Annotated in this window: 21 protein-coding genes; 11 read left to right on the forward strand and 10 right to left on the reverse strand. The window is 73.5% G+C overall.

The window, feature by feature from the left end; all coding sequences use genetic code 11:
* Positions 1 to 28: 28 nt before the first annotated feature.
* On the forward strand, positions 29 to 1,582 hold the full coding sequence (locus LXM90_RS24405; RefSeq protein ID WP_020093144.1) for a PAS domain S-box protein: 1,554 nt from the start codon (positions 29 to 31) through the stop codon (positions 1,580 to 1,582).
* Positions 1,572 to 2,189, forward strand: a complete 618-nt coding sequence (gene fixJ / locus LXM90_RS24410; protein ID WP_234081169.1) for a response regulator FixJ — start codon at positions 1,572 to 1,574, stop codon at positions 2,187 to 2,189. The genes LXM90_RS24405 and fixJ overlap by 11 nt, the downstream gene beginning before the upstream one ends.
* Before the next feature lie 95 nt (positions 2,190 to 2,284).
* Here the strand turns inward: fixJ and efeB are convergent, their stop codons facing one another.
* From efeB to LXM90_RS24425, 3 genes are all read right to left on the reverse strand, one after another.
* Positions 2,285 to 3,526, reverse strand: coding sequence for an iron uptake transporter deferrochelatase/peroxidase subunit (gene efeB / locus LXM90_RS24415; protein ID WP_020093142.1), 1,242 nt, complete (start codon positions 3,524 to 3,526; stop codon positions 2,285 to 2,287).
* A gap of 78 nt (positions 3,527 to 3,604) precedes the next feature.
* The gene (gene efeO, locus LXM90_RS24420) at positions 3,605 to 4,492 is read right to left on the reverse strand and encodes an iron uptake system protein EfeO (protein WP_020093141.1); all 888 of its coding nucleotides are present in this window, start codon (positions 4,490 to 4,492) and stop codon (positions 3,605 to 3,607) included.
* Positions 4,493 to 4,733: 241 nt separating this feature from the next.
* Positions 4,734 to 4,919: a hypothetical protein gene (locus tag LXM90_RS24425; RefSeq protein WP_020093140.1), complete on the reverse strand. Its 186-nt coding sequence runs from the start codon at positions 4,917 to 4,919 to the stop codon at positions 4,734 to 4,736.
* A gap of 209 nt (positions 4,920 to 5,128) precedes the next feature.
* On the opposite strand from LXM90_RS24425, the gene LXM90_RS24430 reads away from it, so the two are divergent.
* The gene (locus LXM90_RS24430; RefSeq protein WP_026604924.1) at positions 5,129 to 7,474 is read left to right on the forward strand and encodes a sensor histidine kinase; all 2,346 of its coding nucleotides are present in this window, start codon (positions 5,129 to 5,131) and stop codon (positions 7,472 to 7,474) included.
* Complete coding sequence (gene ugpB, locus LXM90_RS24435) at positions 7,471 to 8,856, forward strand: sn-glycerol-3-phosphate ABC transporter substrate-binding protein UgpB (RefSeq protein WP_020093138.1); 1,386 nt, start codon at positions 7,471 to 7,473, stop codon at positions 8,854 to 8,856. The genes LXM90_RS24430 and ugpB overlap by 4 nt, the downstream gene beginning before the upstream one ends.
* Before the next feature lie 129 nt (positions 8,857 to 8,985).
* On the opposite strand, the gene LXM90_RS24440 is transcribed toward ugpB, so the two are convergent.
* The 5 genes from LXM90_RS24440 to LXM90_RS24460 form a co-directional block, all read right to left on the reverse strand.
* Positions 8,986 to 10,623, reverse strand: coding sequence for an ABC transporter substrate-binding protein (locus LXM90_RS24440; protein ID WP_020093137.1), 1,638 nt, complete (start codon positions 10,621 to 10,623; stop codon positions 8,986 to 8,988).
* Positions 10,620 to 12,947: a sensor histidine kinase gene (locus LXM90_RS24445; protein WP_020093136.1), complete on the reverse strand. Its 2,328-nt coding sequence runs from the start codon at positions 12,945 to 12,947 to the stop codon at positions 10,620 to 10,622. Before LXM90_RS24445 ends, LXM90_RS24440 begins: the two co-directional genes overlap by 4 nt.
* 244 nt (positions 12,948 to 13,191) lie before the next feature.
* Positions 13,192 to 13,407, reverse strand: coding sequence for a hypothetical protein (locus tag LXM90_RS24450; protein ID WP_020093135.1), 216 nt, complete (start codon positions 13,405 to 13,407; stop codon positions 13,192 to 13,194).
* 15 nt (positions 13,408 to 13,422) lie between these two features.
* The gene (locus tag LXM90_RS24455) at positions 13,423 to 13,692 is read right to left on the reverse strand and encodes a hypothetical protein (protein WP_020093134.1); all 270 of its coding nucleotides are present in this window, start codon (positions 13,690 to 13,692) and stop codon (positions 13,423 to 13,425) included.
* A gap of 141 nt (positions 13,693 to 13,833) precedes the next feature.
* Positions 13,834 to 14,598, reverse strand: a complete 765-nt coding sequence (locus LXM90_RS24460) for a response regulator (protein WP_020093133.1) — start codon at positions 14,596 to 14,598, stop codon at positions 13,834 to 13,836.
* A gap of 134 nt (positions 14,599 to 14,732) precedes the next feature.
* Between LXM90_RS24460 and LXM90_RS24465 the strand changes: the two genes are divergently transcribed.
* Entirely contained in the window at positions 14,733 to 16,487 is a 1,755-nt protein-coding gene (locus LXM90_RS24465; RefSeq protein WP_020093132.1) for a DUF3369 domain-containing protein, read from the forward strand.
* A gap of 316 nt (positions 16,488 to 16,803) precedes the next feature.
* On the opposite strand, the gene LXM90_RS24470 is transcribed toward LXM90_RS24465, so the two are convergent.
* Positions 16,804 to 17,313 carry a c-type cytochrome gene (locus LXM90_RS24470; protein ID WP_234081171.1) on the reverse strand — a complete coding sequence of 170 codons (510 nt, stop codon included), beginning with the start codon at positions 17,311 to 17,313 and terminating at the stop codon, positions 16,804 to 16,806.
* Between the two features lie 54 nt (positions 17,314 to 17,367).
* Positions 17,368 to 18,759 (reverse strand): PLP-dependent aminotransferase family protein, encoded by a 1,392-nt coding sequence (locus LXM90_RS24475; protein WP_020093130.1) that lies wholly within the window; start codon positions 18,757 to 18,759, stop codon positions 17,368 to 17,370.
* 205 nt (positions 18,760 to 18,964) lie between these two features.
* Between LXM90_RS24475 and LXM90_RS24480 the strand changes: the two genes are divergently transcribed.
* From LXM90_RS24480 to LXM90_RS24505, 6 genes are all read left to right on the forward strand, one after another.
* Entirely contained in the window at positions 18,965 to 19,369 is a 405-nt protein-coding gene (locus LXM90_RS24480) for a DUF983 domain-containing protein (RefSeq protein ID WP_085986796.1), read from the forward strand.
* Between the two features lie 399 nt (positions 19,370 to 19,768).
* Positions 19,769 to 20,905 carry an AAA family ATPase gene (locus LXM90_RS24485; protein WP_267965803.1) on the forward strand — a complete coding sequence of 379 codons (1,137 nt, stop codon included), beginning with the start codon at positions 19,769 to 19,771 and terminating at the stop codon, positions 20,903 to 20,905.
* Positions 20,902 to 21,354 carry a hypothetical protein gene (locus LXM90_RS24490; protein WP_158684213.1) on the forward strand — a complete coding sequence of 151 codons (453 nt, stop codon included), beginning with the start codon at positions 20,902 to 20,904 and terminating at the stop codon, positions 21,352 to 21,354. The genes LXM90_RS24485 and LXM90_RS24490 overlap by 4 nt, the downstream gene beginning before the upstream one ends.
* Positions 21,351 to 22,454 (forward strand): hypothetical protein, encoded by a 1,104-nt coding sequence (locus LXM90_RS24495; RefSeq protein WP_020093126.1) that lies wholly within the window; start codon positions 21,351 to 21,353, stop codon positions 22,452 to 22,454. The genes LXM90_RS24490 and LXM90_RS24495 overlap by 4 nt, the downstream gene beginning before the upstream one ends.
* Positions 22,455 to 22,531: 77 nt before the next feature.
* A complete protein-coding gene (locus LXM90_RS24500) occupies positions 22,532 to 23,263 on the forward strand; it encodes a hypothetical protein (protein ID WP_020093125.1) in 732 nt (243 codons plus the stop codon).
* Positions 23,248 to 26,223 carry a hypothetical protein gene (locus tag LXM90_RS24505; protein ID WP_234081175.1) on the forward strand — a complete coding sequence of 992 codons (2,976 nt, stop codon included), beginning with the start codon at positions 23,248 to 23,250 and terminating at the stop codon, positions 26,221 to 26,223. Before LXM90_RS24500 ends, LXM90_RS24505 begins: the two co-directional genes overlap by 16 nt.
* Positions 26,224 to 26,324: the final 101 nt, after the last annotated feature.

Here is a 26,324-nt window from a genome sequence, read left to right on the forward strand (position 1 = left end):
CGGTGCCGTCCCCCCGCGCGCGACTGACATGACGACGCCTGAACACCCATACGCGCCCGCCACCGGCGACGGCGGCCCGTTCGACGCCGACGGCCTGCGGCTGACGCTGGACGAGGCCGGCATCTGCGGCTGGGCCCTCGACATCCCGACCGGGCGCGTCACGATCCTCCCGTCCTGCATCCGCCTGTTCGGCGTGCCGCCGGACCGTCTCACCACCCTGGACGAGATCCAAGCGCGCGTTCACCCGGACGACCGCGCCGCCCGGGCGGCGGCGATCGGGCACGCGCTGACGGACGGCGGAAGCTACGAGATCGACTTCCGCGCCGTGCATCCCGATGGACGCGTTCAATGGTTGCGCTCGCGCGGGCGCGTGCAGGTCGATGCCGGCGGCCGGCCGTGCCGGCACCGGGGCGTGGTCTTCAGCATCCACGCGCAGAAGCAGGCCGACGAGGAGTTGCGGGCGCGCGAGGCGCACCTGCGCTCGATCCTCGACACGGTCCCCGATGCGATGATCGTCATCGACGAGCAGGCGCAGATCAAGTCGTTCAGCGCGGCCGCCGTGCGCCAGTTCGGCTACGGCTCGGACGAGATGGTCGGGCGGAACGTCAGCGTGCTGATGCCGGAGCCGTACCGCAGCCAACACGACGCCTACATGGCCCGCTACCTCCGGACGGGCGAGCGCCGGATCATCGGCATCGGCCGCGTCGTGGTCGGCCAGCGCAAGGACGGCTCCACCTTCCCCATGGAGCTGTCGGTCGGGGAGATGCGCTCGGGCGGCGAGCGCTACTTCACGGGCTTCATCCGGGACCTCACCGAGCGGAACGAGACCGAGACGCGCCTGCAGGAGCTGCAGTCCGAGCTGGTGCACATGTCGCGCTTCACCGCCCTCGGCGAGATGGCCTCGACCCTGGCCCACGAGATCAACCAGCCCCTGACGGCGATCGCGAGCTACCTGAAGGGCTGCCGCCGCCTCCTCGGGCGCATGGAGGGTCCCGAGGTGCCCCTGCTCGCCGACGCGGTGAATCAAGCGGCCGACCAGGCCCTGAGAGCCGGGCAGGTGATCCGGCACCTGCGGGATTTCGTGTCGCGCGGCGAGAGCGAGCGCCACATCGAGGGATTGCCGAAGCTGATTGAGGAAGCGAGCGCCCTGGCCCTCGTCGGCGCCAAGGAGAAGGGCGTGCGCGTCCGCTTCGATCTCGACCCGGACGCGCCCCTCGTGATGGCGGTCCGGATCCAGGTGCAGCAGGTCCTGCTCAACCTCATCCGCAACGCGATCGAGGCCATGCAGGACGTCGCCCGGCGCGACCTGACCGTCGCCACGCGGGCGCTGCCCGCCGAGGGCCTGGTCGAGGTGCGCGTGTCGGATACCGGGACCGGCATCGCGCCCGAGATCGCCGAGCAGCTCTTCCAGCCCTTCGTGACGACGAAGGCGAACGGCATGGGCGTCGGCCTGTCGATCTGCCGGACGATCGTCGAGGCCCACGGCGGCAAGATCCAGGCCGGACCCGGTCCGGACGGCGGGACGACCTTCCGCTTCACCCTGCGCACCTTCGACCGCGAGGAGATGGCTCATGTCGAGTGACGCGCCCGTGCACATCGTGGACGACGATCTCGCGGTGCGTCAGGCGCTGGCCTTCCTGCTGGCGACCGACGGGCTGACCGTCCGCGTCCACGATTCCGCGACCGCCTTCTTGGCGGCAGAATCCGAGCGCGTCGGCTGCGTCGTCACCGACGTGCGCATGCCCGGCATCGACGGCGTTGAGCTCCTGCACCGCCTCCGTCAGCGGGGTAGCCTGCCGCCGGTCATCGTCATGACGGGCCACGCGGACGCCGCCCTCGCGGTCGCGGCCATGAAGGCCGGCGCGGTCGACTTCATCGAGAAGCCGTTCGACGACGAGGTGCTCCTCGCCAGCATCCGCTCGGCCCTGGCGCGCTCGGACCGGACGGCCAAGCGCGCGTCCGAGCGCGACGCGGTGCGGGCGCGCCTGGCCGAACTGACCGAGCGCGAGCGGCAGGTGCTGGAGGGACTGATCGCCGGCAAGGCCAACAAGGTGATCGGCCTCGATCTCGGCATCAGCCCGCGGACGGTGGAGATCTACCGGGCGAACGTCATGTCCAAGCTCCAGGCCGGCAGCCTTTCCGAACTCGTCCGCATGGCCCTGATCGCGGGGCAGACGGACGGCGACTGAGCGCGGGAGCGGTCCCGCGGGCGGCCGGTCTCTCGGGCGCCCCGGGCGCAGCATCCGGGGGCGGTGGTCCGAGCCGGAATCCGCGTCGACGCCGTCTAGGTCGTGGCCAGCATTCCTTCCCCGAGGAAGGAGCCGGGCCCCGGCACGCCGGGCAGAGCGAAGAAATAGCCGCCGCCGATCGGGCGGATGTACTCTTCGAGCCCCTCGCCGGACAGACGGTTCTGCACGGTGACGAATCCGGCGGCGAGGTCGGCCTGGTAGCAGACGAACAGCAGGCCCATGTCGAGCTGGCCGGCGGCGGTCAGCCCGCGGGAATAGTTGTAGCTGCGGCGCAGGATCAAACTGCCCTCGGTGCCCGGCAGGCGCGGATTGGCGAGACGGATATGGGCCGCCAGCGAGATCGCCTCGCCGTCCGGGTCGGCGGCGTAGTCGGGGACGTCGCGCTCGTGTCCCTGCCGGAGCGGCGCGCCGCTGCCCTTGTGCCGCCCGATGATGGCCTCCTGCTCGCCGAGCGGCGTGCGGTCCCAGCGCTCGACGAGGGTGCGGATGATCCGCACGACCTGGTAGCTTCCGCCCGTCGTCCAGGCCGGCTCGTCCTGCCCCGCTCCGACCCAGACGTAACGGTCCATCATCCGGAGGTCCCGCACGTCGAGGTTGGCGGTGCCGTCCTTGAAGCCGAGCATGTTGCGCACGGTGTCGGCCCCCATGGTCTTCACCACGTGGGGCGGGAGGAAGCCCTCCATCTTCCAGCGCGGCGTGAGGAGGCCGGGCGTCGCCTTGATGACGTCGCGCAGGGCGTGGATGTTGGTCTCGGCGGTGTTCGAGCAGAACTGGATCAGCAGGTCGCCGTGGCACTGCGCCGGGTCGAGGGCGTCGTTGGGGAAGCGCTCCATCGGCCCGAGATGGCGCGGGCGGGCGCGACCCAGGCCGAACCGGTAGTCGAACAGGCTCGCGCCGACCGAGACGGTGGCGGTGAGATTGTCCGGGAGGATGGTCGGCCCGAGGATGCCGGAATTGCGCGGCGGGAGCTGCGGGTGAAGATCGGGCACGGCACCGCCGCGCGTCAGGAAAGCGAGGCGCTCGGTGAGCGTCCGGAACAGGCGGGGCAGCTCGCCGCGCCGCTCGGCCAGCACGTCGAAGGCGACGTACAGGGCGGCGGCCGGCTGCGGGGTGACGATCCCGGCCTGGTGGGGGCCGTAGAAGGGCTGGGCGACGAGCGTCCCTTCCGTGGCGATGGTCGGCGTCGCGTCCTCGGCCCGGGCGGGCCCGAGGAGCGCGGCGGCGCCGAGGCCGCCGAGAAACCGGCGGCGGGTGGGAACCGGTGAAAGGAAGCGCATCGTCGCTCGGCAAAATCTGGTCGCGCTGCCGCCTTTAGCCACGAAGAGAGGCCACAGCGCGGCACCTCGGCAATGATATCAGTCTAGACCGAGCCGGCCACGCAGCGTCGACAGATCTTCAGCCAGAAGGGTGATGGGCCCCTTCAGGGCGTTGCGGTCCCGGGCGGTAAGGTTGTCGTAGCTCTGGAAGCCGCCGTCCGGACTGCGGTAGCGCGCGAGCAGGTCCTCGACCCGCTTGTAGCTGCGCTCGACCCGGGCCACGAAGTCCCGGTCCGTCAGCAGCGGCCGCAGGAGCGTGAACACCACCTTCGAGCCCTCGATATTGGCCTGGAAGTCCCACAGGTCGGTGCGGCTGTAGCGCTCCTCCTCGCCGCTGATCTTGGTGGCGGCGATCCCCTCGATCAGGGCCGAGGCCGCCCCGACCGCCCGGGCGGGCGGGATGGCGAGCGCCGCGAGTCGGTCGCGCAGGGTCACGGTCTCGGCGGTGAGCCGCTCCGCGACCTCGCCGAGCCCCTCCGTGGTGCCGAGGGTGAACAGCGCCATCTCCAGCCGATGGAAGCCGACGAAGGCGGGATCGCGCTCGCGCAGCTCGAACTCGTCGCTGCGCACGTCGAGACGCTTGATCAGCTCGGGAAACAGGGCCGCCACCGGCTCGATACGCTCGTAGGGCGCGCGCGCCGGGGCGTAGAGCCGGCGCGCCTCCGCGAGCTGCCCGGCCTGGATCGCCGCGACGAAGCGCGCGGTCTCGCGCACGAAGGCGTCGGCCTGGGCCACGACGTAGGTCCTGTAGGCCGCGAGGGCCGCGGCCAGCTCCGGCGGCACCGGCCGGGACGGCCGGGCGGGACGCGGGCTGTCCGGCATGTCGAGGGACCAGCCCGGGCGGGGATCGCCGACGCCGATCAGCGTCGCCAGAGCGAGGGCCGCGATGCGGGATCGGTCCCGGGCGAGGCTTGGAGACGCGGGCATGGGCGGCGGCGCATCGTGACACGGGGCGCGGCCCGAGCCGGCCGCATCGACCGGCTAATCGAGGCCTCACCGGCGGGCAACTGCCGACCGCGGCGGCGGTTCGCGGCGGGCCCTGGTCGACCGGCCTTCCGGCGGCCTCGCGGAGCATGATCGCGGCGCGCTCAGACGAGGAGCGGGATCACGATCGCGAGCAGGACATTCCCGCCGACGAGCAGGATCAGAGGAAGCGTCTCCATACCGGTCAGCCCAGGCAGGACCGGGCGCGGATCCCGGCCATCGCGGGCTTGACCGGGCAGGCGGGCGCGTCCGCGGCGTAGCTCCGGGTGCCGGCCGGCTGCCCGGTGACGGCCTGCGAGAGCGCCGGCAGGTAGGTCGTGCCGACCATGATGCCGGCCGAGAGCAGGAGGCGGGCGATGACGTCGAGCATGGTGTTTCCCCTCATTCGGCCTTCGAGGACCGTTGTGCGGGGCGGTATCTACGCAAGCGGTGCTGCGGGAATATTGCGTCCCGTGTTGCTTCAGCGCTCTCGGGAAGTCATCGCGCCGATGGCACAATAACGGACTGTGTCGTCGCGGAATCAGCGATGGATCGGGGAGCGGGACGGGTGACGGGGCGCGGGACACGGTGCGCGGCGCGATGATCCGCGGGTTGGGGAGGTCCGGGATCGCGCGCCGCGTCCTCGTGGTCGGCGCGATCCCGATTCTCGTCGCGGCCGCCATCGCGCTGGGCGCCTGGATCCTGCTCTACGAGGCCGAGCGGGCCCGGACCGGCGCCGTGGTGGCGACGGAGACCGCACAGACGCTGACGTCGATGAACCGGGCGCGGGCGGATGCCGTCAGCGGCGGCACCGCGCGGCGGGACGAGGCCGAGCGTCGCTTCGACGAGCGGGCCGCCACGGCGGCCGGGCAGCTCGAACGCCTGGAGGGTCTCGCGCGCACGCGCGGCCAGTCGGCTCTCGTGGCGACCGTCACGGGCGATCTGAACTCGCAGGTGACGCGCATGCGCTCGCTCCTGCTCTCCGAGCGGACCGCGAACGCGACGATCGCCGATATGGCCCGGCGGGCGGACGCCCTGGTGGCCCTGACCGACGTTGCGCGCCGGCGCCAGCAGCAGGACAACGCTCAGCTGATCGCCGTCCTGGCCGTCAAGGATGCCGAGCTGGAGCGGAACCAGGGCGTCGTCACGGCTCTCCGGGAGCTCCGGGAGGCGATCAGCACCGCGGAGCTGAACCGGGCGCGCATCGGTCGCCCGGTCTTCCCGATCGAGTTCGATGAGCTCGCCGCCGACCTTCGGCAGCTCGATGCGGTGGGCGACCGGCTACGCCGCGTCCTGCGGGTCGACGGCGAGGCGGGGGCGGCGGACCGGGCGACAAAGCTCCTGAAGGCGTACCGCGACCGGAGCCGGACCGAGGACGGCCTCAACAGGGTGCTCTCCGAGGGCTTCGAGCTGACCCGCGCGACCCAGGCCGGCCGCGTCCTGGTCGAGTGGTGCGACCAGCTCGTCCAAGTGAACGTCACCCGGCAGAACCGGCTGTACGAGGAGGTCGCGCTCCTGATCCGTCACTCGGTCCTCTCGAACGAGGCCGAGCTCTCCGCCCAGGACATCGCCCTCACGGCCCTGCGCCTGGCCCGGCGGACGGATGCGGCCCTGGCGCGCCGGGATACTGCGGAAGCGTCGCGGGTGCTGGAGGCGGGCGCGGAGCTGTCGGGCACGTCCCGGACGCTGCTCATCCCGGTGAGCATCCGGGACGAGATGGCGGAGGCGATCGACGGGTGGCGCACGCAGCTCGCCGCGACGATCGGGAAGATCGGCGAGCAGAACGAGACCATCGCCGACATGGACAGCCGCGCCGCCACGATGAGCGCCAACGCGCAGACCTTGAGCCGGGCCTTCATCGACGATGCCGACCAGTTCGGCAGCGTGATCCGGCAGTTGCTGGTCGTGGGGGCGGTCGGCGCCCTGTGCCTGGGGATCGGCGCCGCCGCCGCGGTGGCGCGCTCGATCACCCGGCCGCTGCACGCGCTCCAGCACAGCATCGTCACCGCCGCCGCCGCGCCCGCCCCCGAGGATATCGGCCGCGACAGTCACCTGCTCACCCGACGCGACGAACTCGGCGACATCGCCAGGGCGACCAACGCGTTCCTGGAGCAGATCCGCCGCCGCGAAGCGGACCGGCGCAACGCCTCCCAGCGCGCCGACGACGCGCTCACGACCCTGCGGCAGGCCCAGGAGGACCTGATCCGCGCCGAACGGCTCGCCTCGCTCGGGCAGCTCGTGGCGGGCGTCTCGCACGAGATCAGCACCCCGCTCGGCATCGCCCTGACCACGGCGACGCAGGTCCAGTCCGACTCGGCGGCGTTCGCGCGCATGGTCGGGGACAACCAGCTCTCCCGGTCGCGGCTGACCCAGTATGCCGGGCGGATGCGGGAGGGCGCGCAGCTCCTGACCAGCAACCTGATGCGCGCGGCCGATCTCCTCTACAGCTTCAAGCAGGTGGCGGCCGATCAGGCCATCGAGGACCGCCGCCCGCTGAACCTCGCGGACTGGATCGACGAGCTCCTGAAGAGCCTGCGCGCCCTGGCGCGGCCGGGCCGCCACGTCTTCGAGGTCGACTGCCCGCCCGATCTCGTCGTCGACACCCTGCCGGGGATCCTGGCGCAGGTCGTCTCGAACGCCGTCAAGAACGCGATCGAGCACGGCTTCCAGGATCGGGAGGGCGGCCGCATCACCATCACGGGGATCCGGTCCGGGGACGGCATCGGCCTCTCCATCGCCGATGACGGGCGCGGCATCGACGGGGCCGACCTCGGCCGCGTGTTCGACCCGTTCTTCACGACGGCCCGCGCCCGCGGCGGCACGGGCCTGGGCCTGCACATCGTCCACAACCTCGTGGTGAACCGCCTCCAGGGGCGGGTCGAACTGCAGAGCAGCGCGGGTGCCGGCACGGTGCTGCGGCTGTGGCTACCGGAGCGGCTGGCATGAGCGGCGCGACGCAACCCATCCGGCGCGGCGTCGGCCGCTCGAGGCTGCCGAGCGCCGGCCTGCTCATGACGCTGCTCGTCGGGCTATTCGTCGGGCTGCCCGCCGCGCTGCGCCCGCTGCCCGCCGCGGCCCTCACCGAGATCCAGTTCTGGCACGCCCTGGACGGGCCGAACGGCGAGCTGGTGACCCGCCTCGCCGACACCTTCAACGCCTCCCAGCCGGACTACCGGGTCGTGCCGGTCTACAAGGGCTCCTACGCCGAGACGATCAGCAGCGGCATCACGGCCTACCGCACCGGCGCGGCGCCGCACCTGCTGCAGGTCTTCGAGGTCGGCAACGGCACCATGGCGGCCGCCGTCGGCGCCGTCAGATCCGTCGCCACCGTGATGCGGGAGGCCGGGCTCTCGGTGACGCCCGAGGACTTCCTGCCGGTCGTCGCCACCAACTATCGGGATGCCGAGGGCGGGATGCTGTCGCTCCCCTTCAACGTCTCCTCGACGGTGATGTGGATCAACCGCGACCGGTTCCGTCTGGCGGGACTCGACGCCAAGCAGCCCCCGGCGACTTGGCCCGAGGTCTTCGAGGCCGCGCGGCGGCTCAAGGCGGCGGACGGCAAGCGGTGCGCCCTGTCCTCCGCCTGGCCGACCTGGGTGCATCTCGAGCAGCTGTCCGTCTGGCACGACCGGCCGCTCGCGACCCGTTCCAACGGCCTGGACGGCTACGATGCCGAACTCGTCTTCAACGGCCCGCTCCAGGTCCGCCACCTGCAGAACCTCGTCGACCTGAAGCGCGCGGGCGTGTTCGAGTACAACGACCGCGTCAATCGCGGCGAGAGCCGGTTCGTCTCGGGCGACTGCGCGATCTTCCTCACCTCGTCCAGCCTGTACGGCAAGGTCGCCACCGCCGCCCGGTTCGACTGGACGGTCGTGCCCATGCCCTTCTATCCCGACGTCGTGCCGGAGCCGCAGAACGCGATCCTGGGCGGCGGCTCGCTCTACGTGATGCAGGGCAAGACAGCGGACGAGTACCGCGGCGTCGCCCGGTTCCTGGCCTTCCTGATGGACGGGCGGCAGCAGGCCGCGATGTACCGGAACACTGGCTACATCCCCACCACGCGCGCCGCCTACGACGACGCGGTGGCGGAGGGCTTCTTCGAGCGGCACCCGCAGCTCCACGTCGCCGTGCAGGAACTCACCCGGCGGCCGCCGACACGCAACACCGCCGGTCTGCGTCTGGGCAACATGCTGCAGATCCGGGACATCTGGGCCGAGGAACTGGAGGCGGCGCTCGACGGCGCGAAGGCGCCGCAGCGGGCCCTCGACGACGCCGTGGCGCGGGGCAATCAGGTGCTGCGGGTCTTCCAGCAGCGGACCAAGAAGTGAGCGTGGCGGGCGGTCGGCCCACACCGTCATCGCGAGCGCCGCGAAGCGACCCAGGGATGCGCGCCGTGAGTGAACGTGGCGCTGCTGGATTGCTTCGCTCCGCTCGCGAGGACGGTGCTGTCGTTGCCGTCAGCGCGGGTCGCGGAACCGTACCGTCTCGAACAGGTGGCGGCCGAGGGGATCCATCGTCAGGCCGAGCACGTCGTCGCGGAGCGCCAGATGCACCTTGGTGTGGGCCAGGGGCACCCAGGGCATCGCGCGCCGGGCGATGGCCTGAGCCTGCCGGTACAGAGCCTGGCGCGCTTCCCGGTCGCCGGTTCGGCGGGCGGCCTCGACCAGCCGGTCGTAGGCCGGGTCGCACCAGCGGGCGAGGTTGGCGCCGCCGGTCTGGGCGGCCTTGCAGCCGAGCAGGACGTTCAGGAAGTTGTCCGGGTCGCCGTTGTCGCTCGTCCAGCCGTAGAGCATCAGCGTGGGCTCTCCGCCGTACAGGGCGGCGCGGTACGCGTTCCAGGGACGCGTGACCGGGCGCGCGCGGATGCCCACCTGCGCGAGGTCGGCCTGGATCATGTCGGCGACGCGCCGGCCATTCGGGTTGTAGGGTCGGCTGACTGGCGGATACCACAGATCCACGTCGAAGCCGTCGGCGAGCCCGGCCTCGGCCAGCAGGCGCAGCGCCTCGCCGCGATCGAAGGGGGTGTCCGGCAGGTCCGCGTCGTGGGCCCAGATCCCGGGCGGCAGCGGCCCCTGCGCCAGGATCCCGGCGTCGCCGTAGACGCCCGCCACGATCGCCCGCCGGTCGATGGCGAGGTTGACCGCGCGCCGCACCCGGACGTCGCCGAAGGGCGCGCGGGTCGTGTTGAGGGCGAGATAGGCGACGTTCAGCTCGGCCAGCGCGAGCAGCGTCAGGCCCGGCTCCGCCCGGATCGCGTCGAGGTCGCCGGTCGCCGGGAACGCCATGGCGTGGCACTCGCCGGCCCGCAGCTTGTTCAGCCGGACCGCCGCGTTCGGCGTGATCGCGAAGACAAGACCGTCGGGGCGCTCGCCCGGCTCGTTCCCGTCCGCGGCGCGGCGCCAGTAATCCGGGAAGGCGCGGTAGCGGAGGACCTGATCCGGCCGGTACCCCTCGAAGACGAACGGGCCCGTCCCGATGGGCGCCCGGGCGAGGTCGTCCGACGCGTTGCCGGCCGCGAGGGCGGCCGCGTACTCGAGGGACAGGATGGCGCCGAAGGCCTGCGCGATGTTGGCGAGGAAGGTGGTGTCGGCCTCGCGCAACCGGAAGCGGACGTGGCGCGGATCCGGGGCGTCGACGGTCTCGATCAGGTCGGCGAGGCCGAGATCGTGGAAGTAGGTGAAGCCCTGCGCGGCGCCGTCGGGCCCGGAGCGCCGCTGCCGGGTGAACGAGAACACCACGTCGTCGGCGTTCAGGGCGCGCGTGGGGGTGAAGCGCGCGTTGGCGTGGAAGCGGACGCCGTCCCGCAGAGCGAAGACGTAGGTCCGGCCGTCTTCCGAGACCGTCCAGGATTCGGCGAGGGCCGGGCGGATCGTCGTGGTGCCGGGCACGAACTCCACGAGCGTATTGTAGACCTGCCACGCGGCGTTCATCGTGGTGGTGGTCGTGGCGCGGGCGGGATCGAAGGTTTCCGGGCTGCCTTCCGAGCAGAACACGAAGGTGCGCGCCGATGCCGGGCCGTGCCCCAGGAGCACCGCCGAGATGAAGCCGGCCGCCAGGGCGCGCTGGCCGGCGCGGTATGCCGCGGCCGGCCTCACGGCGTCCGGATCGCGCCGGTCCGCGGCCGGGCGGCCGCTCCAGCACCCTGGGCGGGAAAGTCGACCTGCACGACGGTCCCCTGGCCGGGCTCGCTGCTGACCGCGATGCGGCCGCCGAGCTTGGCGGTCACGAGATTGTGGACGATGTGCATGCCGAGCCCCGTGCTGCCGGCGCTGCGGGCCGTCGTGAAGAACGGGTCGAAGATCCGGTCGAGGTGCTCCGGCGGGATGCCCTGACCGGTGTCGCGGACCTCCATCCGCACGAGGCCGCCCTCCCGCTCCGACACATCCACGGTGATCCGGCCCGGCTCGCCCGCCCGGAACCCGTGCACGACCGCGTTCGCGATGAGGTTGGTCACGATCTGCGCGAGCACGCCGGGATTGGTGTCGATGACGAGGTCCGCGGGGCAGGCGCGCTCCACCGTATGGCCGCCCTTGCGCAGCATCGGCCTGAGGCTCGCCAGCAGGTCGTCGAGCCAGGTCGCCAGCACGACGCTGCGGCTCTCGTCGCTGACGCGGTCCACCGCGACCTGCTTGAAGCCCTGGACGAGGTCGGCGGCCCGGGTGAGATTCGTGCAGAGCAGGGTGGCGCCCTCCTCGACCCGGTCGACGAAGTGGTTCAGCCGGGACCGCGACAGCGTGCCGGCAGACAGGCCGGTGCGGAAGGCCCGCGCCTCGTCGCTCATGAGCGTCCCGGTGGTGAGCGCGATGCCCAGCGGCGTGTTGATCTCGTGGGCGACCCCGGCCACGAGCTGCCCGAGGGAGGCGAGCTTCTCGGCCCGGACGAGGTTGTCCTGGGTCCGGCGCAGCTCGACCAGGGCGACGTCCGCCTGATCCTTGGCCCGGCGCAGCGCGCCTTCCCGGCGGGTGATCTCGGAGACGAACACCGCGGTGGCGCGGGCGATGTCGCCGAGCTCGTCCCGGCGCGCCGTGCCCCGCACGGCCGCCCCCGCCGGGTTACCGGTCAGCATGACCATGTCGCCCTGGAGGGCGCGCAACGGCACCAGGATCGAGCGGGCGACGAGGATCACGACCAGCGCGCCGAACAGCAGGAGCCCGGCCGCGCCGGCGAGCAGGATCCGCTGGATGACGATGCCGGACCGGTCGGCGTCCTCCACGAAGGCGTCGTTGAGCGCCTTGGCGCTGTCGATCATCGTCGCGGCGAGCCCGTCCATCGCGACGATCATGGCGTTCTGCTGCCGCAGGCCCCCGATGGTGGTGGTGAGGCGCCCGCGCCACCCGTCGAGGGCCTGGACCATCTCGGCCTGGATCAGCGGCGAGATCGGCAGCGAGGCGGCGCTCCGGGCGAGGCGCTCGCCCTCGTCGCGCATCCGCTCGGCGAGGGCCGCGTCCCGGTGCAGGAGGGCGCCCGCGGTGCGCGGCCCCAGCTTGAGGGTGCTGATCGCGACGTTCTGGGTGGCGCGCTCGATCTCGTTGGCCTCCACGGAATAGGCCAGCAGCTGCGCCACCTCGTCGTGCAGGCTCTCCTGGCCGGACGTCTCGATCTTCAAGGTGCGCTCGATCCAGGCGTCGAGCCTCGCGCGGAGGTCCGGCTTCGACCCCGCCGTCTCGGCGGTGAGCGCGTCGAGGGCCTCCGCGTCGGCGTCCCGGCCGTCGGCCCGCAGCGCCGCCGCGAGGTCGCGGCTGGCGGCGCGGAAGAGGCCCTGCGCGCGCGGGCCGTCGCCCTCCGAGACCGCCGCTCCGGCGGGGCCGGCCGCGGGCGCATCGCTCCGGGCCGCGGCCTGGGCGGCGAGCACGGCGCTCTCCGCGCTCCGGGCTCGCAGGGCGTTGAGGCGGGCGACGAGGCCCCGGGCGACCCGCAGCGCCTCGACCTTCTCGGCCGTCGAGCGCGCGAGGTCGGCGTTCGAGGCCTGCTGCCGCAGGCGCGCCCGGTCGGTGAGGTCGATCAGGGTGTCGGCCCGCTGCGTCATCTCGCGGATCAGGCCGTCATTCTCCCGGGTCCGGCGGACGAAGGCGTCCATCTCGCCCCGGTAGCCGGCCAGCGCCCGCTCTACCGAGGCGGTCCGCGCGCGCTGCTCGTCGATGCGGGCGAAGCCGGCGAGCCGGCCGAGGCCGGCCTCGGCCCGTGCCGTCAGGCTGGCGAAGCGCTCGGCGTAGGCGGGCCGGTCCTGCGCGTCCGCGGCGGCGTACTGGTCGCGGACCAGGCGGGCGGTGGCGATGTCGTGGTACACGTCGGCGGCCAGGACCGCGCCGCGCCGGGCGCGCTCCTCCTGCGCCAGGAGGAGCCAGCCGGCCATGGCGATCGCGCCGGCGGCGAGGATCGGCACGCCACCGACCAGGGCGATCTTGGGTCCAACCCGCATCCGCGTCCCGACATAGGGGTCCGGCAGCAACTTAAGGCCGTGCCGGAGAGCGGTGCAATCGGGCGGCGTTCCGGCGACCGGATCACCCGGTGTCCGCGCGCAGTCTTCGGTCGCTGCCGCCCGCTCCGTCATCGCGCGCGCAGCGAAGCGACCCAGGGCTGCGCGCGTCCGGCCGATACGGCGCCGCCGGATCGCTTCGCTGCGCGCGCAGAGACGGCGTCGAAGCCATCCGCCACGGGTGGTCTCAGCGATGTCGGGATCGGGGCGGCCGCGGGTCCGGGCCGGCCAGCACGGCATCCTGCGCGTCACGCGCGCGATCGCGCGGCGCCGGCACGCCGAACCGCTCGGCGCAGGTCGGCAGGCGCCGCGGAGCGCGTTCTCCGCCGTGCAGCATGCGGCGCAGCGCGCCGAGCAGGTCGGGATCTTCGTCGGCACCGGGGTCGTCGCTGAAGTGCGGCATGGCGGTTCGCGCCCCTCATCGACGGCCGGGCGCGGCGTCGACCGCGATGAGCCGGACGCGACGGCCCGCCGGGTCGCCGACCGGGCCGGCACCCGCGCAGGCGCCGGGCGGGTACGGCCAGGCCGCCCCGCCACAGGCGGCGCCGTCACGGGCCGCCGCGGAGGCTTTTGCGCCCCCGCTGGCCTGCATCGGCACCGTGCTGGCCGCTTGGGTCCAGCCGACGAGCGCCAGGACGCAGAGCGTGCCGAAAGCCGCGGCCGACGAGGTACCGATCACGTGTCGCATGGCCCGTCCTCCGGGCACTTGCGGCCCTCGGTCCTGCCACGCTGATAGGGACGCTCCGTACCGCGGATATTGCTTTCAGCCCGATCTGGAGCGTGAATTGTTGCGTCACCCCATCACGACGCAACATTGATCCGGGTCGCATCAGTCTCCCTCGGGGCGGAATATGTATCCGAGGCCCCGCACGGTGCGGATGTAGCGCGGATTGCCGGGGTCCGGCTCGACCTTCTTGCGGATGCGGTTGATCCGTACGTCGATGGCGCGGTCGAACGCGTCCGGGTCGCGGGCGTCCGCGAGGTCGAGCAGGCGCTCGCGCGAGAGCGCCCGCCGCGGATTGTCGGCGAACGCCTTCAGCAGGTCGAATTCCGAGCGGGTGAGCGCCTGCTCCAGACCGGCATCGTCGCTGAGGCGCAGGGCGTCGAGCTCCAGCCATTTCGTGCCGAACCGGATGCGGCGCCCGCTCACGGGAACCGGGGCCGGCGCGGCGGCGGTCGGCGTCTGCACGCGGCGCAGGACCGAGCGCACGCGGGCGACCAGCTCGCGCAACTCGCAGGGCTTGGGCAAGTAATCGTCGGCCCCGAGCTCCAGCCCGACCACGCGGTCGATCGCGCTCGCCGTGGCGGTGAGCATGATGATCGGGATCGCGGTCCGGGCCTTGAGGTCGCGCACGATGGAGAGCCCGTCCTCCTCGGGCATGTTCAGGTCGAGCACGATCAGGTCCGGGCTGTGGCCGGCGAGGTGCTCCCGCAAGGAGCGCCCGCCGTCGCACAGGACCACCGAGAACCCGTGGAGCTTCAGGTAATCCCCGACCATCTCACGGGTCGCCGCCTCGTCGTCCACCACGGCGATCGACGGGATCGCCGCACCGCCGCGGGCGGCGCCGGGGGCGGGGCTGTCTGGTATGGTCATCGCAGCGGTGCGCACTTTCCGGGTTCGCTCTTGAACGAATGCAGGAATCGTATCGGCTCACGGTAGCGTGACAAGTTTTCAACACGATTTCTAGCGTAGTCGTCCGATTGCGAGCAGCATTTCAGGTCATAGCCATGGACGATGACACCCTCACGCTGATCCCTGACGACCTCGACGAGGCGCAGCCGACCGCGGGAGCCTGGGTGATCGCCGTGATCGACGACGATCCGGCCGTGCATGACGGCACGCGCTACGCGCTGGCGAGCTACACCCTCGACGGGCGCGGCCTGGAGATTCTCACCGCCCGTTCGGCCGCGGAGGCGCGGGTGCTGCTCGCCGAGCGCCGCGACGTGGCGGTGGTGCTGCTCGACGTGGTGATGGAGACCGACAATGCCGGGCTGGAGCTGGTGGACTACATCCGGCGCGAGCTCCGGCAGGAGACCGTGCGCATCATCCTGAGGACCGGCCAGCCCGGGCAGGCGCCGGAGCGGCGGATCATCGTCGACTACGACATCAACGACTACAAGGCGAAGACCGAGCTGACCGCCGACAAGCTGTTCACCAGCCTCACCGCGGCCCTGCGCGCCCATCAGCAGCTCAAGCGCCTCGACGAGACCCGGCGCGGGCTCGAGATCATCATCGACGCCGCGCCGATGCTCCTCGATCACAAGTCGATGCAGCGCTTGGCGGAGGGTGTCCTCACCCAGGTCGCCTCGCTCCTGAACGTCGCCTGCGCCGGCATCTTGGTCCTGCGCGAGACCGCCGCCCCGCAGGAGCGCTTCTGCGTTCTGGCCGGCTCCGGCTGTTACGGCCACTACGCCGGCCGCGAGCCGTGCTGGCCGCTGGAGGAGCGGGTGCAACCCCTCGTCGAACGCGCCTTTGCCGAGCGCCGGCACAGCTTCGGCGAGCACTGGTCGACCCTGTATCTGCACACGGCGAGCGGCAGCGAGATCGTCGCGCTGATCGAGGCCGACCGCCAGTTGTCCGAGACCGACCGGTCGCTCATCGCCCTGTTCACGAGCCGGCTGTCGATCGCCTTCGACAACGTCATCCTCTACGAGCGGCTACAGCTGACCAACGCCGACCTCGAGCGGCGGGTCGTCGAGCGGACCGCCGAGCTGATCCGGGCGAATCGCCGGCTGGACCTGCAGCGCTCGGACCTGCGGCGCGCCAACAGCCTGAAGACCGAGATCCTCGGCACGATCGCGCACGATCTGAAGAACCCGCTGGCGGTCATCCTCGGCCGCGCCGAGATGCTGTCCGACCTGATCGACATGCAGGGCGACCGGGAGCAGATGCGGGCGCAGGTGCAGCACGTGCGCACCAGCGCCAAGGGGCTGACGACCATGATCGACAGCCTCATGGCCGACGCGATGAACGACGCCCTCGACATCAGCCTGCGCCGGGAACCGGTCGACCTCGCGGGCCTCGCCCGGGAGGTCTGCGAGGCCGACCGGCCGCTCGCCGACGCGAAGGACCAGACCCTGGTCTGCGAAGGCCCGGACGAGCTGTTCCTCTGCGGCGACGCCGAGCGCCTGCGCGAGGCCCTCGACAACCTCGTCTCGAACGCCATCAAGTACAGCCCGACGGGCGGGGCGATCACGGTCCGGGTCAGCCGCGAGCCGGGCCCGCGCGGCGCGGAACTGATCTGCGCCGTCGCCGACCACGGGCCCGGCCTCTCGCCGGAGGATTCGGCCCGCGTGTTCGGGCGGTTCCAGCGCCTGTCGGCCAAGCCCACCGGCGGCGAGAATTCGACCGGTCTCGGGCTCTCGATCGTCCGTCGGATCGCCGAGCTTCACGGCGGCCGCGCCACGGCGGAGAGCGCCGGTCCCGGGCTGGGGGCGGTCTTCGCGATCCGCTTCCCGGAAGAATCCGTCGGGCTGATCTGAGGGATCGCCGGGTCAGTCCGTGCCGCCACGCGAGACGTCGCGCAATCCGGCGGCAGAGGAGCTTGACCACAACGCCGCTCCGAGGCGGCCGATCACCGGCCGCGACCGCGAGGGGACGGCCGATGGCGACGCGCAGGATGACGAAACCGCGTCCGGATCCGACCGGCTCGTCGCTTGGTCGATGATCGCGGGTCTCGCACCAACTCTGATCCAGTACGCGCACGGCGTCGCCCTGCCCACGCGCTTCGTCGGACCGGCAGGACGATCCCGACTCCGATCGCGTCGCGAAGGACGCGCGATGCCGCCGGGGAGCCGCTCAAGGCCGCGACGGGTGCGCCTCTGCGTCACCGTCCCCCGGTGACCGGGTCCGGAGATAGGCGATGAGATCCCCCCGATCGAGGGGATCGGGAAGGCCGCGGAAGGTCATGCGCGTGCCGGGCGCCAGCTTCGCCGGGGCGGCGAGCCAGAGGTCCATCCGCTCCGGTGTCCAGACGCCGCCCAGCGCCCGGAGCGCCCCGGTATAGCCGTAGCGCCGGCTGTTGTTGGCGACCGGCTTGCCGAGCACGCCGTAGAGTTCGGGTCCGTTCCGATCGCCCGCCCCCGGGCTGATCGTGTGGCAGGCGGCGCACTGACCGAACAGCCGCCCGCCGCGCTCCGCGTCGGCCACCCGCATGACGTCGTCGAACGTCGGGGTCTCGCCCAGGGCGCGGCGGCGCTCCCGTCCGTCGTCCGAGCAGGCTGACGCGAGCAGTGCCAGCGCCAGTGCCGAGACGCGCGAGGGACGACGCGGGATGCGCGGGCGCGTCCGCCTGAGACACCGGAGCATCGCGTTCCCTTCGCGGTCAGAGGGGTCGGACCGGCACGCGCCGCCTCTGCCGGCTCAGACAACGGTGGAGATCGCGCCGGGCGGGTGCGCCAGCAGCGTCGCGAGCAGGCTGAGGCCGTACCGGAGCGTCTCGGCGTCCGGCGCCGCGCCCAGGGAGACGCGGATCGCTTCCGGGGCGGCCCCGACCGCGAAGGCGTCGCTCGGGACGACCGACACGCCGAGCTGGCGCGCGTGGGCGCCGAACTCGCCGCGACGCCAGGGATCGGGCAGCCGGAGCCACAGATGGTGCCCGCACGGATGCGCCCAGACGTCTAGGTCCCGGAGCGTCTCGCGCGCGACCGCCTGCCTGAGCTCGTTCTCCTGCCGGATCGCCGCGACGATGCCGTCGAGTTCGCCCTCGGCGATCCAGTGCGAGGCGAGCGCGGCCGTGAGGGGCGAGGCCATCATGTTGATCGCGCGCAGCTCGGCCGCCAGCCGCACCGCCTCGTTCGTTCCCGGGACCGCGACGTAGGCGATGCGCAGGCCGGGACTCGCGCATTTGGACAGCGTCGCGATGTGCCACGTGATGTCGCTCGCCTGAGACGCGATGGGAGCCGGCGCGTCGTGGGGCAAGGCGCCGTACGCGTCGTCCTCGATGATGGCGACGCCGTGCGTGCGGGCGATCTCGGCGATCCGCCGACGCCGGATTGCCGGCAGGGTCGCGGTGGTCGGGTTGTCGAGGGTCGGCACGAGGTACAGGGCCCGCGGCCGATCGGATCGGCACCGCTCGAGCAGGGCGTCCGGGTCGAGCCCCTCCGCGTCGCCGACCACAGGCAGGAGGCGGACGCCGCGGCGCTCCGCGGCCATGCGCAGCCCGGGATAGGTGAGCGCCGGGACGCAGAGGGCGTCGCCCGGCTTCAGGACGGCAGCGAGCACGGCGGCGAGCACGACCTGGGCACCACCGGCCACGAGGACGCGCTGCATCGGGAGCGCCCCGAGCCGTTGACCGAGCCAGTGGGCCGCCGCCGCCCGGTCGGCGAGGTTCCCGGCACTGTCCTGGTACTGCATCCGGGCCAGGAAGGTCGACGAACCGGCCAACCGCGACAGACCCGCCTCCAGGCGCTCCGCCAGCCGCGCCGCCTCCGGCTGGGGCGGCATGTTCATGCTGAAATCGACGCTGCCGGACGGATCGGGCCTGCGCATCTCCGCGGCCGGCGAACGGGACGCCCGGACGAAGCTGCCCCGGCCCGCGGTCGCGTCGATCAGGCCCGTTCGGCGCGCCTCGTTGAAGGCGCGCGTGACCGTCGTGAGATCGACGTTGAGGTGCTTCGCCAGGGCGCGCTGCGGCGGAAGGCGCGCTCCCGGCGAGAGCCGGCCGGCCCGGATGTCCTCGGCCAACGCCCGGACGATGGCGAGGTACTTGGGCCCCGTGTCGCCGGCGATTGTCGGGCTCCAGGATTCCATCATTGACCCCTGTAATCCCACCACTGTATGCATACATTGAGCGTGCGGCCAGAGCGCTCAGTGTTCCAAACCGGCCGCGATCCGCCAGAAACCTGTCGGATGGCTCAGTCTCAACCGCGATTGTATGGCTTGATATGCCATACAATCGGCAGGCGCAAGGCCGGTCGATCAGGGATCGGCGCCGGCCTGTTGCTCAGGACCGTCGATGATGCAGAGGACCACCGACCAATCGCTCATGTCCGTCGGCCTGCGCTGCCGCTGCCCGCGCTGCGGGACAGGACGCCTGTTCGACGGCTTCATCACCCTGCGGCCGCGCTGCGAGGCGTGCGGGCTGGACTACGGCTTCGCCGATCCGGCGGACGGGCCCGCCTTCTTCATCATGATGACGATGGCGTTCCCCGTCACCGCTTTCGGGATCTGGCTGGAACTCACCTACGATCCGCCGCTCTGGGTCCACGCCGTGGTGACGCTGCCGCTGCTCCTCCTGGCCTGCGTGCCGATCATCCGGCCGCTGAAGGGGCTCTTCATCGCCAGCCAGTACATCAACAAGGCCGAGGAGGGACGCCTCGCGGTCCCGAAGGCGCCGGTCTCCGGTCCGACGTCGCGGGACTGACCGCGTCGCCGGTGCGTGCGCGCCGCCGCGATGGTCAGGCGGCGGTCGCGGCACGTTGACCGGAAGTCGACCGCCGGGCTAGCCTCGCGGAATCAGAGTATTCCGGGATGTCTCGTGGTCAGAATGTTTCGCCTGATCGTCCCGGCGCCGGGGCTGCGCGACGATAGTGGGACGCGTACACGGGCAGATTTGGCATCTCGGCAGATGCCGATGATCGGGACGCGCGGCCGCACAGGAAAGTCTTCGGTCCGGCCGCGCCTCACGTCACGGGACGGGCTCCGTGAGGCGCCCGCCGCCGGCTCGACGGCGCAGCGCGGGACGGCACCGCGACCGATCGCCCTGTCGCGGCGAGCGGGCCGAACCTGACGGGAGGGGGGTATCGATACCGCGATCGCACGCCTGGAGCGCGCCATCAGCCGCGCGGCCCGCGGCCTCGTCGGGCGTCGCCACGTGGTGGAGCTGGTGCACCTCGCGCTGGTGGCGCGCGAGCATCTCCTTCTGATCGGACCGCCCGGCACCGGCAAGTCGGCCGCGGTGCGGGCCTGCGCCGCCGGGACCGGGGCGCGCTGCTTCGAGTACCTGATCGGGCGCTTCACGGAACCGGCCGAACTGTTCGGCCCGCTGGACCTCGAAGCCCTGCGCGCGGGCAAGCTGCGGCCGGACATCTCCGGCATGCTGCCGGAGGCCGAGTTCGCCTTCCTCGATGAGGTCTTCCTCGGCTCGACCGCGATCCTGAACGCGCTTCTCGGCGTGCTGAACGAGCGCCGCTACCGCCGGGGGCATTTCGACACCGCCGTCCCGCTGCGCTGCTGCGTCGGCGCCAGCAACGCCCTGCCGGAGGATCCCGGTCTCGCGGCCTTCGCCGACCGCTTCCTCGTCACGGCCTTCGTCGATCCCCTGGCCGACACCGACCTGGAGGCCCTGCTCGCCGGCGATCCGGTCGCGTCCGTCGAACCCGGCGACGGGGAGGCGCCGCTGACGCTCGCGGAGATCGACGCCCTCGCCGAGGCCGCCGCGCGGATCGACCTCTCGCCGGTCCGGCCCGCCTACGCGCAGGTGGTGCGCAAGCTGCGCGCCCGCGGCGTGCGGCTGAGCGACCGGCGCGTAGTGCGGGGCCAGTCGCTCGTCGCGGCGGCGGCGCTCATCGCGGGCCGGACGGCTGCGGAGGAGGCCGACTTGTGGCCAATGATCCACCTCGTCCAGGACCGGATCGCGCAGGACGAGGCCCGCGACCTGCTGCGCGTCGAGCTCGGCGCCGCGGCGAGCCCCGTCCTGCCCGCCGCCGCCAAGGCGGCGGGCTACGGTCCGGCCGCACGGGCCGCGGACCTCGCCAAGGAGGGGGAGGCTCTGGCCGCCTCCGCCCCGGACGACCGCACCGCCCCCGCCTTCGAGGCCTGGCTGGTCCGCGCCGAATCCTTCCTCGTGCAGATCGACGCCGCCTTCGGGGCGGAGGAGCGCCCGCGGGCCCTCGCCGCGGCGCGGGACGCGCTGCTGACGCGCTGCCGGGCACCGGTCGCGGGCGTGACCCCGGCGTGATCCCGGATCCGGCGCGTCTTCCCCTGCGGTTGATGCCGGCGGCCGGCGGCTCGCCGGTGGGTCTGCGCCTCACCCGCAGCGACGCGGCCGGTCTCTTGGCGCGGATCGCCCCGCGGATCGGCCGCTACGCCACCCTGCGCCTGGCGCTGGCGGGCGGCGAGGCCGTCCTGTTCGCCCCCGACACAGGCTCGGGCCGGCCGGCGCTGCCCTGGTGCGCGACGCCGCTCGGGTGGCTGGCGGCCGACGGGCCGCTGCTCCTGCCCTTCGGGTGCCGCCTCGCCGTGCCGGCGCCCTGGCGCGCCGAGGTCGCGCGCCGCCTGCTCGACCGGCACGGTCTGGGCGGTCCGGCCCTGCTCGTCCCCGAGGGCGAAACCCTGCGCCTGCTCGACCTCGCCGGTTCGCGCGCCGTGCCGGACATCGATACCGGCCGCCTGGGAGAGGCGGCGTGAGCGCCGCATCGACCGGTCCGCGGACGACCCTTCCGCCGGCGCTGGCATCCTGGACGACGCTCTTCTCCGACATGGCGGAACCGGATCTGCGGATCCTCGCGGCGCTGGTCGAGGCGCTGCGGCCCCTCGTCGAGCGGGCCGACGGCGCGGGCGGGCAACCGCAGGGCGAGATCGACGGGCTGGGGGGCCTCGGAACACGCGGCGGGATCGAGCGCCTCGTCGCCTCGGAGTGGCTCTGGCGCGACCTCGATTCGGACGCCTTCCTGCAGCGCGCGGCCGAGCGCGACCTGCTGACCCTGGAGCCGGTCTACCGTCAGGCGGCGGATGCGGGCGCCGTGCTGGTCGTGGTCGATGCCGGGCCGGAACTTCTCGGCGCCCCCCGCCTCGTGGCCTTCGCGGCGCTGCTCTGCCTCGCCGGTCTCGCCCGGCGGCGCGGCGCGCGCCTGCTCTGGGCCTCGACCGCCACGCCGGAGCGGCGCTGGCTCGGCGCGTTGAAGCGGTCCGACGCCGCGGTCCTTCTCCGCGAGAGCGCCGCCACATCCCTCGACGCGGTCGAACTCGAACGGGTCGTGGCCGAGCCGGTCGCGACCCGCGCGGCCGGGCGGCCCGGCGCCAGCCTCTGGCTCATCGGCGGGTCCGACCTGCCCGAAGCGGCGCGACCGTGCCGGCGGATCACCATCGAGGAGCGGCCGCGTCTCGGGCCGGACGGCCTCGCCGTGGCCGCCGACGTCACCGTGCTGGACGCCACCGGCCCTGTCGCCGCCGCGCGCCTCGACCTCCCGCCGGAGCGCGAGGCGGTGGCGCTGTTGCGCGACCCGTTCCGGCCCCGTCCGGCTCCCGGACGCCCGCCGCCCCGGCGGTCCGCGCCCGACCGGAGCGCGGCGCCTCCGGACTGGGCGCCCCGCGGGCTGGCCTTCGCGCCCTGCGGCGAGCACCTCCTGGTGGCGCGGCCCGACGGCATTCTCATCGTCCCCGTCACCGGCACCTCCGGCGCGCTGCGCCTGCCGGTCGCACCCCACGAGCGCCTCGTGGGCTCGCCGTCGGCCGGTCGCGGATCCGGGCCGCGTGCCTCAACGTCTACGCCGACGACGCGCGCCTGACGCTCCGCAGCTGGACCTTCGACCGCTCGGGCGCCGCTGCGACGCTCGACCGGCGGATCCCGCGGGATCATCCCCTGGTGAGCCCGCGCCTGCCGAAGGCGGTTCTGCCGCCCCTCGGGACGCTGAAACGCCGCAACCGGTCCTGGCTCCTGGCGGCCGACGGCACGGCCTTCCTGGTCTCGGAGACGCGGCTGATCGACTACGCGCCGCTCGCGGGCGAGCTTCCCCTCGCGGTCACGCCCGCCGGTCTGCTGATGCGCGATCGCGCGGATGGGGTGATCGCGCGGCGGCCGTCCGACGGGAAGGTCGTGGCGCGGTTCCCCGGCCGGGCCGGATCGCTGCGGCCGGGCGGCGGCCTCGCCCTCTGCGCGGTGCGCGGGCAGCCCACCCTGGGGATCGAGCAGGCGGGCGGGCACTGGCACGTGGTGAGCGCCGCGGACGGAGCGGTCGCGCACCTCGGGCCGCAGGGCCGGATCATCGGCATCGTGCCCCCGTACGACGGCGTGAGCGCCCAGGCCGTCGAGGGCCCCCTGGCCCTCCATCTCGACCGCGACGAGGCGGGCTCGGCGCGCCTGACGTTCCGGACCCCGGACGGCGCGGCGGCGTGCGATCCCCTGACGCTTCCGGACGCGACCCTCGAGGCGGTGCGCGTCGCCGTCGATGCCGATGCCGTCCCGTGCATCGCGGCCGCGCGGTGCGACGCCGCGGGCTTCGTCGACGCGCTCGCCTTCGGCCAGCTCGACCGCGGATGGTCCCACCTGAGAGATCTCGGCGCGTTCGCGGAAACCGTCCCGTGCCTGGGCGCCTGAGGCCGCCGCCGGTCCCCGATGCCCGGGAGCCGCTCGCGGCCCTGCGCCCGCGCGGCTGGATGCATGCCGGCACGATCCCCCTCGACGGGATCCTGATGGCGCGCGGCTCCGCGGGGCCGGACTGGCGCGCCCGGCTCCTTCCCTGGCTCGAGCACGCCGCGGAGGTGCGATCACGCGGCGATCGCGTGCTCGTGCTGTTCGCCGCGCCCGTCACGCGGGACTGCGCGGCCCTCGGACCGGTCCTGCCGGTCGTGCGCAGTGCCGGGATCCTGACCGCCGTACCCCTCGCCGAGCCGGAGCCGCCCGTCGCCGCGGCCCTGCGGGACCATGTCGTCCACATGACGGGGGGACGCCTCGCCGCCGAGCCGCTGGCGGCCTTCGCTAGTCTCGACATCGCCGGTTGGTGGGATCTCGACGCGATCGCGGTACATCCGGCCGAACGCCTGCCGGTCCTGCGACCGGCGGCGCCGGCGCGCCGCCTCGTCAACGCCCCCGCCCTCGTCGCCGACGCGGACCCCCTCGCGCCGGTCCGCGACGCCGTGACCCGGCGGCCGCGGCGCCGGACGAAGCACGTCCTCGGCGATCTCGTCACCCGCTTCCGGCGCCTGATCGGCGGCGCGTTGGGGCTCCTCTGGACCGCCTACGTCGTCCTGCTGGCCTCCATCATGGTCGGCGCCATGGTGCTTGGCTTCGCCGAGAACGTCCGGACGACGGCGGAGCACGGGGCCGCCGCGGCCCACTGGGGCAGCCTCGCGCTGCCGGTGCTGGTCCTTCTCGTCATCGCGTGGTTCGCGTTCCGGCGCCGCGGAGCGCGGGCCGGGCGTGAGGGCGCCGCGCCCTCGGCCAGCCAGCCCGCCGGAACCGGCAGCGGACGCACGCCCATCTGGTGCCGGGCGGCGGCGTGGCTCGCGTGGCGCTCGCCCTACGCGGTCCATCTTCGCCGCCTCTATGCCCGGCGGCTCACCGAGGTCGAGCGGCTGTTCGCGGCGGGGCGCGTCGACGAGGCCCTGTACCGGGCGATCGGTCTCGGCGGCGCGGCGCGGCGCGGGAGCGCCTTCGCCGACCTGCCGCTGACCGGGCCCGGGCTGCGCAGGAGCCTCGACCTCGATCTCGGGCCGCAGCGGGCGAGCGGACTGAGCCTCGCGCCCGCGGACGAGATCCGGCTCGCGGCGCTCTACCGCGCGCAGGCCGTGGCGATGGCCGGACGCGGCGACACGGATCGCGCGGCCTTCGTGCTCGACAGCCTGGTCGGGAACCCGCACGAGGCGGTGCGCCTCCTCGCGGAATCCGGGCGCCTGGAGACCGCCGCCCGTCTGGCCGAGGCGCGCCGCCTCCCGCCCGCGACGACCGTCCCGCTCTGGTTCCGGGCGGGGCAGACCGAGCGGGCCCTGGCACTCGCCGCCCGCCACGAGGCCCACGCGGAGCTCTGGAAGGAACTCGGGGCCGACGATCCGTTCCGACCGGTCCTGGCCGAGGCCTGGGCCGCGCGCCTCGTCGGGATCGGCGCCCTGGATCGCGCCGCCGCGGTCACCTTCGGCCTGCCGGCTCTGGCCGAGCGGCGACTGGACTGGATCCGGCAAGCCCTCGACGCCGAGACGCCGGTGCCGGCCGCGCCGCTCGCCCGGGCCCTGCGCGCCCTGCCCTGGGAGGGACGGGACGGCGACCGGCTGCACGCCGCCTTCGCGGACCTGGTGAGCGCGACCGGGGCCGAGGCGGCGGCGCGCCGGAGCGCGGTGGCCGCGCTCCTGCTCGACGCGCAGTTCGAGGGCGGTCCGGAGCGGCCGCCGACGCCCGCCTTCGCGCTCCTCTGCCGCGGCCTCGCGCGCCGCCTCGCCGCGGATGACGGCATCCTCGGCCACGATGCGGAGCGCGCCCGGCTCGCCGGGCGCTTCGCGGAAGCCGGTGGACAGGTCGCCCTGCGCCAGCATCTCCGGCAGCTCAGGACGCGCACCGCACCGTCCGCCTCCCGCCTGGCGGGCCCGCTCGTCGTCCCTGACGGCCCGGCGCTCTCCGAGATCGCCGATGCCGCGCTCCTGTCGGGCGGGCGGCTGCTCCTGGGCTACCGCTCCGGGCTCGTGCGCCTCCTCGGCCGCGCCGGCCGCGAGCGCTGGCGGGGACAGGTGGATGGCCTGACGGGCTTCGCGCGTCTCGGCGCGGGCGACCGGGCCCTCGTTCTGCGCGAGACGCTCGACGGCCCCGACGTCCAGCTCTTCGACGCCGGCACCGGACGGCTCCTGCCGCTCGGTCCGCTGCCGATCACGCACTGGCATGGTCAGGCGGACGAGACCGGCTGGCTCGTCTTCGACGGGGAGGCGCTCGTCCGGCTGGACACCGCCTCGCTCCTCGGTCGCGCGGGCGGCGCGCCCGGCTCCGACGGCGCCCTGGCGCACCATTGGCGCCTGCCCATGACCGAACCGGGCCGGCCGCTGCTGCTCGCCGCCTTCGCGGACGCGAGCGCCCTGATCTACGCCCGGCACGACGGCCTGATCGAGTGGTGGAGCCTGTCCTCCCGCACCCTTGCGGTGACGTGCCGGTTCTGGACGCCGCCCGATCGCGGCGTCGGCGTGCTCGGCCTGACCGAGGCCGTCGCTTGGTCCCTCGAGGGGACCGGCGCGCATCCGCACCTGCGGGCGCATCCCCACGCTTTCACGACGGCCTCCCGGGAGCAGGAGCGCGCGTTGATCGAGGCCGCCGCGCGCGCGGAGCCCGCGGACCCGCCGCGCCTAGTCGCGGCGGAGAACGGCCGCCTCTGGGCCGCGACCGCCACCGAGGAGGGGACGCTCTGGGCCAGCGTGCCCGGCGCGAACCGGATCCGCGGACCGGCCGTCCTGTGGCAGGGCAGCGGGAGCCTGCGCGCGCGCTTCGCTCCCGAGGGCGACGCCGCGGCCGTCTTCGACGGGCGGGGTCGCCTGATCGTGTTCGAGACCGTCACCGGACAGGTGATCCTGCGCCTGATCTGACCGGCCGGGCGCACGCACCGCCTTGGGCACGCGACACCATCCGGGCTAGCTTCCCCGTCGGACGACGACGTCGCTGCCCCGGCGACCGGCAGGCTCACCCC

Source organism: Methylobacterium oryzae (assembly GCF_021398735.1).
GTDB lineage: Bacteria > Pseudomonadota > Alphaproteobacteria > Rhizobiales > Beijerinckiaceae > Methylobacterium.